The 8,130-nt window shown below is 70.6% G+C and carries 11 protein-coding genes; 9 read left to right on the top strand and 2 right to left on the bottom strand.

Annotated features, from left to right (window positions below; all coding sequences use genetic code 11):
• Positions 1 to 316: calcium-binding protein (locus ACESM1_RS29870; protein ID WP_372624973.1), on the bottom strand; the 316-nt coding region annotated here is incomplete at its 3' end.
• Between the two features lie 99 nt (positions 317 to 415).
• On the opposite strand from ACESM1_RS29870, the gene ACESM1_RS29865 reads away from it, so the two are divergent.
• A protein-coding gene (locus ACESM1_RS29865) for an IS630 family transposase (RefSeq protein ID WP_372624971.1) occupies positions 416 to 1,485 on the top strand; the annotation gives its coding sequence in 2 pieces (ribosomal slippage) (positions 416 to 922 and positions 925 to 1,485; 1,068 coding nt in all).
• Here ACESM1_RS29865 and ACESM1_RS29860 read toward each other — a convergent pair.
• A complete protein-coding gene (locus ACESM1_RS29860; RefSeq protein ID WP_372624969.1) occupies positions 1,458 to 1,796 on the bottom strand; it encodes a calcium-binding protein in 339 nt (112 codons plus the stop codon). The genes ACESM1_RS29865 and ACESM1_RS29860 overlap by 28 nt on opposite strands.
• Before the next feature lie 393 nt (positions 1,797 to 2,189).
• Here ACESM1_RS29860 and ACESM1_RS29855 point away from each other — a divergent pair, with 393 nt between their 5' ends.
• From ACESM1_RS29855 to ACESM1_RS29820, 8 genes are all read left to right on the top strand, one after another.
• Positions 2,190 to 4,295 carry a prohead protease/major capsid protein fusion protein gene (locus tag ACESM1_RS29855; RefSeq protein WP_372624967.1) on the top strand — a complete coding sequence of 702 codons (2,106 nt, stop codon included), beginning with the start codon at positions 2,190 to 2,192 and terminating at the stop codon, positions 4,293 to 4,295.
• Between the two features lie 75 nt (positions 4,296 to 4,370).
• The gene (locus tag ACESM1_RS29850) at positions 4,371 to 4,721 is read left to right on the top strand and encodes a DUF2190 family protein (RefSeq protein WP_372624965.1); all 351 of its coding nucleotides are present in this window, start codon (positions 4,371 to 4,373) and stop codon (positions 4,719 to 4,721) included.
• Positions 4,718 to 5,023 (top strand): hypothetical protein, encoded by a 306-nt coding sequence (locus ACESM1_RS29845; RefSeq protein WP_372624963.1) that lies wholly within the window; start codon positions 4,718 to 4,720, stop codon positions 5,021 to 5,023. The genes ACESM1_RS29850 and ACESM1_RS29845 overlap by 4 nt, the downstream gene beginning before the upstream one ends.
• Before the next feature lie 9 nt (positions 5,024 to 5,032).
• Complete coding sequence (locus ACESM1_RS29840; protein ID WP_372624961.1) at positions 5,033 to 5,353, top strand: phage holin family protein; 321 nt, start codon at positions 5,033 to 5,035, stop codon at positions 5,351 to 5,353.
• Positions 5,350 to 6,063, top strand: coding sequence for a DUF6441 family protein (locus ACESM1_RS29835; protein WP_372624959.1), 714 nt, complete (start codon positions 5,350 to 5,352; stop codon positions 6,061 to 6,063). Before ACESM1_RS29840 ends, ACESM1_RS29835 begins: the two co-directional genes overlap by 4 nt.
• A complete protein-coding gene (locus ACESM1_RS29830) occupies positions 6,060 to 6,188 on the top strand; it encodes a hypothetical protein (protein WP_372624957.1) in 129 nt (42 codons plus the stop codon). The genes ACESM1_RS29835 and ACESM1_RS29830 overlap by 4 nt, the downstream gene beginning before the upstream one ends.
• Positions 6,185 to 6,631, top strand: coding sequence for a hypothetical protein (locus tag ACESM1_RS29825; RefSeq protein ID WP_372624955.1), 447 nt, complete (start codon positions 6,185 to 6,187; stop codon positions 6,629 to 6,631). Before ACESM1_RS29830 ends, ACESM1_RS29825 begins: the two co-directional genes overlap by 4 nt.
• Positions 6,632 to 6,661: 30 nt before the next feature.
• A complete protein-coding gene (locus tag ACESM1_RS29820) occupies positions 6,662 to 7,618 on the top strand; it encodes a phage tail tube protein (protein ID WP_372624953.1) in 957 nt (318 codons plus the stop codon).
• The last annotated feature ends 512 nt before the right edge of the window (positions 7,619 to 8,130 follow it).

The raw sequence follows: 8,130 nt of genomic DNA, 5'->3' as shown, positions 1-8,130 counted from the left end.
CGAGCAATCTGAAGGCCTCGGCGTCGCCGAACGAGAACCGATCGTTATCTGCGCCGCCGCTCATGGCATCGCCCCCGCCCAGGCTCTCGAGAAAGTCGCTCCCTGCTCCCCCGGACATTGTGTCGGTAACGCCTTCGCTCGACCCGTCGAGCAGCCGATCAGTCCCATCGCCTCCGAACATGATGTCGGCGCCGGTGCCGCCGGCTAGGGTATCGTTCCCGCCATTTCCTTCGAGCGTGTCGTTGCCGCTCCCACCGCTAATGCTGTCGGAGCCTTCTCTACCGTGAAGCCGGTCGGAATTCGCCCCGCCCTTCAAAGTGTCTGATACCCGCCTGATGAAATGCTGACTCTTGTGTGAGTGGCGTCCGTGCGCGCCGGGTGATTCGCTTCTGCCGGTTGATTCGCGGGGGTAGCGATGGGCAGGGCGGTGGGGGTCCGGGCGGACATTGAGGCGGCGGAGCTGCGGCGGCTGGCGCGGCGCGAGGCGGACGGCCGGGTTGCCGCGCGGCTCCTCGGCCTGGCCAACGTGCTGGACGGGATGAGCCGAGAAGCCGCCGCGCGTGCCGCCGGCATGGACCACCAAACCCTGCGGGATTGGGTGCACCGCTTCAACGCGGCGGGCGTCGCCGGACTGCGCGACGAGCGCCGCCCGGGCCGGCCACCGCGGCTGAGCGAGGGCCAGCAGGCCGCGCTGAAGGCGATCGTGCTGCGCGGCCCGGACCCCGACCGCGACGGCGTCTCCGCCTGGCGGATCGTTGACCTTTGCCGCATCGCCGAGGAGCGATTTGGCGTCATCTACCGCGAGGGCGGCATGCTGCGGCTGGTGAAGTCGCTGGACCTGTCTTGGCAGAAGACGAGGCCGAGCCACCCCAAGGCCGACAGGGCGGCGCAGGAGCGCTTCAAAAAGGGGGCCTCGCCGCGGCACTGAGCGCCATCGCCCAGGCCCACCCCGAAGCGGAGGTCCAGCTCTGGTGCCAGGACGAAGCCCGCGTCGGCCAGAAGGGCCGCGGCACCCGCGTCTGGTTCGAGCGCGGCGTCCGGCCCGAAGGCATGATCGACCACCGCTACACCTCCGCCTGGCTGTACGGGGCCGTGCGCCCCGGCACCGACGAGGCCTTCGCGCTGGTCATGACCGAAGTCGGCGCCGCCGCCATGCAGGCCTTCCTTGACCGCTTCGCCGCGACCCTTCCAGAGGGCGTGCACGCCGCCATGCTGCTCGACGGCGCCGGCTGGCACACCGCCGGCGAGATCGTCGTGCCTGCGAACGTCAGCTTGGTCTTCCTGCCGCCCTACAGCCCCAAGCTGAACCCAGCCGAGCGCCTGTGGCTCTATCTGCGCGAGCGCTTCCTCTCGCTACGGCTGTTCCGCAATCTCGACCACATCATCGACGGCTGCTGCGACGCCTGGAACCGCATGCTCGCAGACCCAGGACGCATCGCATCCCTCACCGACTTTCCCTACCTCAGGTCGGTCAGAACTTCATGAGGCGGGTATGACCCGTCACCGCCTGACACAACGTCGTTGCCATCGCCACCGTCCAACGAGTCGTTCCCGAGATCGCCTTTCAGGACATCGTCGTTGAGGCCACCGTCGATGGTGTCGTTGCCCCACCATCCATCGATGGTGTCGTTTCCAGAGCCACCCCTGATCACGTTGTCGGCGATGTTGCCGTAAACGAGATCACTGCCTGCTCCGGCGTCGTAATTGTCGGCGACGTCCCAGACCGGCTGGCCGTTCATGTCGTAGGTGTTTGCACCTGCGGTACCGAACTTCCATTTGCCGTTGTTGAAAACCATTTCCGTCTCCCGTGGCTTGCGGTTCAGAAATCGGCCTGTCTTGCCCGACCTCATGCACCGCTTTCTCGCAGAGCGCGCAGGGCAGGACGTGTTCCCAAAGGAACAGGCCAGCATGTCACGCGGGAGCCGAGCAGCCTTCTCGACCTCGATGCAGGCAACTGGCTAAGGCGGCGGCCGACCGCTTCGACGCCGCATCCCACCGCAAACGGCTGGTTTCGAGTGCCGCAGCCGAAATCTGCTGCTGATCAGCGGCTTGCATCATGCCCGTCAGCCCGCGCGAATGATCCGGTTCAGGGGCCGGGCATTGGCGCTTGAACTGCACGGCAGCCCGCCACCCAGCGATAAGAATCTGGGCGCCTCACTGACGTGGCTGTCAGCACAGGACGATTCCGCATGACCGAAAACATCGAACACGGCGGCGACAACGCCGGGCCGGAAGCCGATGCTGCGCGCGATCGAGCCGCTCCGGCCGCGCCGGTTCCCACTGGTGGGCAATCGATCGTGGCGCACCGCGCTATCACCGCGCCGGCCACCGTCGATCGCACCGCGCGCACCGTCGAGGTGGTGTGGTCGACCGGCGCCCGCGCCCGCAACTTCGTCCCCGCCCTCGGCCTGATCACCGAGGAGCTGGAGATGTCGCCGAACGCGGTGCGCATGGCCGCGCTGCGCTCGGGCAACGCCCCGGTGCTGAACACCCATCGCAGCACCGACGCCCGCGACGTGCTCGGCCGCGTCACCGCTGCCCGCATCGAGCGCGGCCGGGGCTATGCGACCCTGCAGTTTAGCAGCGCGACGGACATCGAGCCGGTGTGGCAGCGGATCGCCGACGGCACGCTGCGCGCAGTCAGCGTCGGCTATCGCGTGCACCGCTACGAGCCGCGGCCCGATGCCGCCACCGGCACCACCGTCCACCGCGCGGTGGATTGGGAGCCGTTCGAGATCTCCGTCGTGCCGATCCCGGTGGATCGCGACGCCGTCACCCGCGGCGATGATCCCCAGACCGAGCCGAGCCCAGCCGTGGAGCCGCCGATCGCGGACGATCCACAGCCTTTCCCACAGTCCTGTCCACAGGAGACCCAGGTGTCCGAGACCACCCCCACGCCGCCTGCGCCGCCCGTCACCCCGCCCCAGGAGACCACCGTGACCACCACGCCCGAGCCCGCGCCCGCCGCGCCGGCCAGCCCGCCGCACGATCCCGCCGCCGAGGCCACCCGTGCCGAGCGCAGCCGCATCGCCGGCATCGACACCGCCGTCGAGGCCGCCCGCGCCCTGCTGCCGGGCGACCGTGTGGCCGCCCTGCGCGCCGAGGCCGTCGAGCGCGGCTGGTCCCCCGACGACACCCGCCGCGCCCTGTTCGACGCCCTGGTGCGCCACGCGCCCCGGCCCTCCGTGCCTGCCAACCCCGCCGCCCACGGTGCGCCGCCGCGCGAGGCCGTGCTCGACGCCATGGCCGAGGCGATCGCCGCCCGCGCCATGCCGGGCTACCAGCCTCAGGGCAACGGCCGCCACGCCGAGTTCATGGGCTGGCGCCCCTCCGACATGGTCCGCGAGCTGCTCTCCCTCCATGGCGAGACGCCGATCCCGCGCGATCCGGTGCGCCTGGCCGAGCGCGCCTTTCACACCACCTCCGACTTCCCCGCCCTGCTCTCCGCTGCCGCGAACAAGATGCTGCTCGCCGCCTACCAGCCGGCCGCGCCCACCTACCGCCAGCTGTTCCTCCGGCGCGATTTCCGCGACTTCAAGCCGCACCGGCATCTGCGCATCGGCGACTTCCCCGTCCTGCAGCCGCTGCTGGAGAACGGCGAGATCCAGGCCGGCACCATGTCCGAGAGCCAGGAGATCGTCCTGCTGCAGACCTTCGCCCGCCGCATCCGGGTGACGCGGCAAATGCTGGTGAACGACGACCTCGGCGCCTTCACCGACTTCGCCGCGATGATCGGCCGCCGCGTCGCCGACTTCGAGAACGCCACCGCCTATGCCCTGCTGAACCTGGCCAATGGCGATGGCCCGACGCTCACCACCGGCAGCGCGCCGGTGTTCTCGACCGCCGCAGCACGGGCGAACAAGGCGGCGGCCGGCACGGCGCTCGACGAGGCGAACATCGCCAAGGGCCGCGAGGCCATCATGAAGCAGCGCACGCTGGACGGCCTGCCGATCTCGCTCGGCCGCAGCATGCGGGTGCTGGTTGGGGCGGCGCTGGAGCTCTCTGCGCTGAAGCTAACCGCGGCGATCACACCGGGCAGTTCCGGCGCGGTGAACCCCTATGTCGGCCTGCTGCAGCCGGTGGTGGAGCCGCTGATCCCGGCGAACCGCTGGTATCTCTTCGCGGAGCCGCCGACCACGCCGGTCTACGTCTATGGCTACCTGAACGGCGTCGAGGGGCCGCAGGTCACCACCGGCCCGGTGTCCGGCGTCGACGGCATCGAGGTCAGCGTGCTCTTCGACTTCGGCGTCGGTGCCATCGACTGGCGCGGCGCCTGGTTCAACCCGGGCACCTGATCCCACTCACCACCCCCTTCGACCCATGCAGAGGCCGCCCTCCCGGGCGGCTTCTGCGTTTCTGGAGATCCCATCATGCGCAACATGCTGCGCCCCGAGGCGCGCTCCGTCCCCATGCCCGTGCCCTATGCCGGCGGTATCCTGTCCGGCCAGGGCATGCTGGTCGGCGCCTTCTTCGGCGTCGCCGCGATGGATGCCGAGCAGAACGCCACGGTCGAGTGCGAGACCCGCGGCGAGTTCGAGCTGGCCAAGGACCCGACCCAGGCGATGACCGCCGGCGCCCGGGTGTTCTGGGACAACACCAACCGCCGGCTCACCACCACCGCCACGGGCAACTTCCAGGTCGGCATCGTCACCGTCGCGGCGCTGGCGGCCGACACCACCGTCCGCGTGATGCTCGCCCGCGTGCCGGCCGCCGGCGCGTGACCGCCTTCGCCGCCGCGTTGGCGGTGCTGACGGCGGATCCGAACCTCGGCAGCGACGCCACCTGGCAACGCGGTGGCGGCCCGCCTGTCGCGCTGCGGGTGGTGCGCTCGTCGCCAGACCAGCTGCGCGACGCCTTCGGCACCGCGCTGATCCAAGCCACCGACGTGCTGACGGTGCCGGTCGCCGTGCTGCCGGAGATCCTGGCCGGTGACGTGTTCACCCTCGGCGGCGAGGTCCTGACCGTCCAGCACGCCGAGCGCGATGCCGCCGGTATGGCCTGGCGTGTTCTCTGCCAGCGATAGGAGCTCCCCATGCCGCACAACAGCCCGACCGGCTGGGGCATCCTGCTCGACCTGCTGCTGGGCGGCGCGGCCGGCCTCGCCGGCGGCTTCGTCCGCTGGAACCACCCGGAGCGGCGGCGCCTCGGCTGGTGCCTGGTCTGGGAGGTGCCCTCCGCCGCCCTGGTCGGCAGCGCCGGCTATGCTTTGGGCGGCCTGCTCGAGTTCAACGAATACGGCCGGTTCCTCTTCGCCTTCGTGTTCGGCTATCTCGGCCAGGCGGCGCTGCAGGATCTCGCGGTGGCCATCATCCGGCACCGCACTGGCCTGCCGCCGCGGGATCCGCCGGTGTGAGGCTTCGGGCTGCCGTCGGCGACCTGCGCCGAGTGCTGGCGGCGGAGGTGCGCTTGGGTGAGCGGGCGGCGATGTCAGCCGTGCGCGCCGAGACTGAGCAGGTGAAGGCGGAGCTGCGCAAGCAGGTGACGACCGCCTTCACCGGCAACGCGCGCGGCGTGGCCAATGCCTGGCGGTCGCAGGTGTTCCCGCGCGCGGGGCAGTCGCTGCGCCAGGCGGGGCTGGTGTTCACCAAGGTGCCAGCGATCATCGATGCCTTCGAGCGCGGGGCGCTGATCCGGCCGAAGGGCGGCCGTAAGTTCCTGGCTATCCCGACCGGCTTCAATCGGCAGGGGGGGCGGCGCGGCGCCAGGCCGCGTGTCTCGGCGCAGCAGATGGTCGCCTCCGGCCAGGGCTTCCTGCGCCCATTCAAGTCGGGCCGCGGCTTCGTCTGGTGCCTGCCGGTGCGGCGGGGCGAGCGCGTTGGCCGGCGCCGCGCCCCGCTGATCGCCGGCGGCATCGCCGCGGTCGCCACCCGCAACCGGCGCGGTGCTGCCGCCTGGCAGCAGTCGCTGCTGGCGCAGGGCTTCGTGCCGATGTTCCTGCTGCTGCCGCAGGTGCAGCTCACCAAGCGGCTCGACGTGAAGGGCGCTGCGGAGCGCGGGCTGCGCCGCCTGCCTGCGCGCTTCGTCGCGGCGTGGGAACGCGAGAGCGGGAGGCGGGCGCCATGAGCGCGCGCGCACGCCTCGCCCTGCTGGCGCTGCTCGCCGCCCTCGGCTGGATGGCAGCAGCCTTCGGCTTGGCCATCACCTGGGTGGTGGGCCGATTCTTCGCAACGCTGCTGGGGTGGACATGAGCGCGCGCGAAACCGCTCTCACCGCCCTGCATGCGCAGCTGGCGGCCGCCCTCCTGGCACGCAACCCGGCGCCGCTGGTATTGCGCGGCGAGACCGTGCCTCAACGCCTCCCGCCGGGCGGCCTGGTCGTCGTCCGCGACGGCGACACCGTGCAGGAGACGGCGATCCTCTCGCCGCTGGCCTTCGCCATCGAGCATCGGGCGGAGGTCGAGGTTACGGTCAGCGGTGCCACACCGGCCGCGCGCACCGCGCTGCTCGATGCGCTGCTCGTGGACATCGGCGCGGCGATCACAGCCGATCGCACCCTCGGAGGTGCCGTGGAGTGGACGCAGCCGGGCTCACCCGAGTTCCAGGACGTGGAGTTCGAGGGCGCCGTCGCTGCTCGTGCTGCGCTCGTCCCCGTCACCCTCTGGTTCACCGTCGCCGGCTCATCGCTGGCCTGACCATCCCCATCCTGCCATTGGAGGACACCGATGCCGCGAGCCATCGGCGCAAACTGCCGCTTGCTGATGTTCCCCGAGGTCACCTACGGCACCGCGCCGGCCGGCAACTGGCGGCGCATGCCGTTCCTGACCTGCGATCTGGGTGCCGAGCAGCCGTTGCTCGATGCCGACGTGATCGGCGTCGGCTCCAACCGCGACCCCGCCGCGCCCTTCCTCGACATCGTCACCATACAGGGCCAGGCGGTGGTGCCGGTCGATCTGGTGAACATCGGCCACTGGCTGCGGCTGCTGCTCGGCGCGCCCACCACCACCGGCACCAACCCGAACTTCATCCACAGCTTCGGCTCCGGCGCCGCCGCGCTGCCGTCCAACAGCGTCGAGATCGGCTACCCCGACGTGCCGTCCTACGATGTCTGCACCGGTGTGCGGGCCGACACGCTGGAGATCGACTTCTCACCGAGCGGACCGGCCACGGCCGGCTTCGGTTTGATGGGTCAAGGTTCGACGCGGGGCGCCTCGTCCTCCGGCGGCACGCCGGTCTCGGCCGCATACACCGCCTTCAACAAGGCGCAGGGATCCATCAGCCGGGCGGGCTCGGCGCTGGCGCAGGTCACCGGCGCGCGCATGACCTTCAGCAACGGCATGGAGATGGTGCGGACCATCCGTGCCGATCGGCGGATCGAGGGCGTCGATCCCGGCATCGCGCGCGCGACCGGCCAGATCACCGCCCGCTTCGCAGACACCACGCTGCTCACCCAGGCGCAGAACGGCACCGCGGCTGAGTTCGCCTTCGCCTACACCATCGACGCGAACCGCAGCCTCACCTTCACGCTGCACGAGGTCTATCTCGCGCTCGCCAAGACGCCGATCGAGGGCCCGGCCGGCGTCGAGGCCAGCTTCGAGTTCCGCGCCGCCTACAACGCCACGGCGACCCGCATGATGACGGCGGTGCTGAAGAACCAGCAGGCGGGGACGGAGTATGCGTGAGCGAGGCGACCGCGCGGCGCGGCTCACGCGACCAGGAAGGCGACGACCAGTCCCACGACGACGAGAACCAACGAGATCGCAAGGATGTACCGGACCGGGTACCTGGTCGTGCCCTGCCGCGCCTGAGTCGCTGTGAGTTTGGGTCCGCTGGGCGGACCTTGATCTTCCGGCTTCATCGTTCGCCTCGTGACGTCATCTGCCCTCTCGATATCGGCGCGGCGTGCCGCATGGCTCCGCCACGATCCCGCGATCCGCTCGATAGCTTTGGCCGCCGCTGAGCAGGAGAACCGCAGCGGGCGATCTCGCCAGCGAGCCAGTGCTGCCAGGGCACCCGTCCGTCCAGGTAGCTACGCCGGCAGTTCGAAGCGGAAGACCGCCGCAGCGATAGCGCAGGTCCAGAGTCCGTCCGGGTCGCCCTGCGCTTCGGCCGTGATCGACAGGCTGTCCACGATGAGGTCGCTCATCGCGTAGATGCGCCGGCGCTCGTCCCACGCGGCGTCCGGATCGAAGTC

Origin of the sequence: Falsiroseomonas sp. (assembly GCF_041690465.1) — a bacterium.
Taxonomy (GTDB): domain Bacteria; phylum Pseudomonadota; class Alphaproteobacteria; order Acetobacterales; family Acetobacteraceae; genus Falsiroseomonas.
This window is presented reverse-complemented; position numbering and strand designations above follow the sequence as displayed.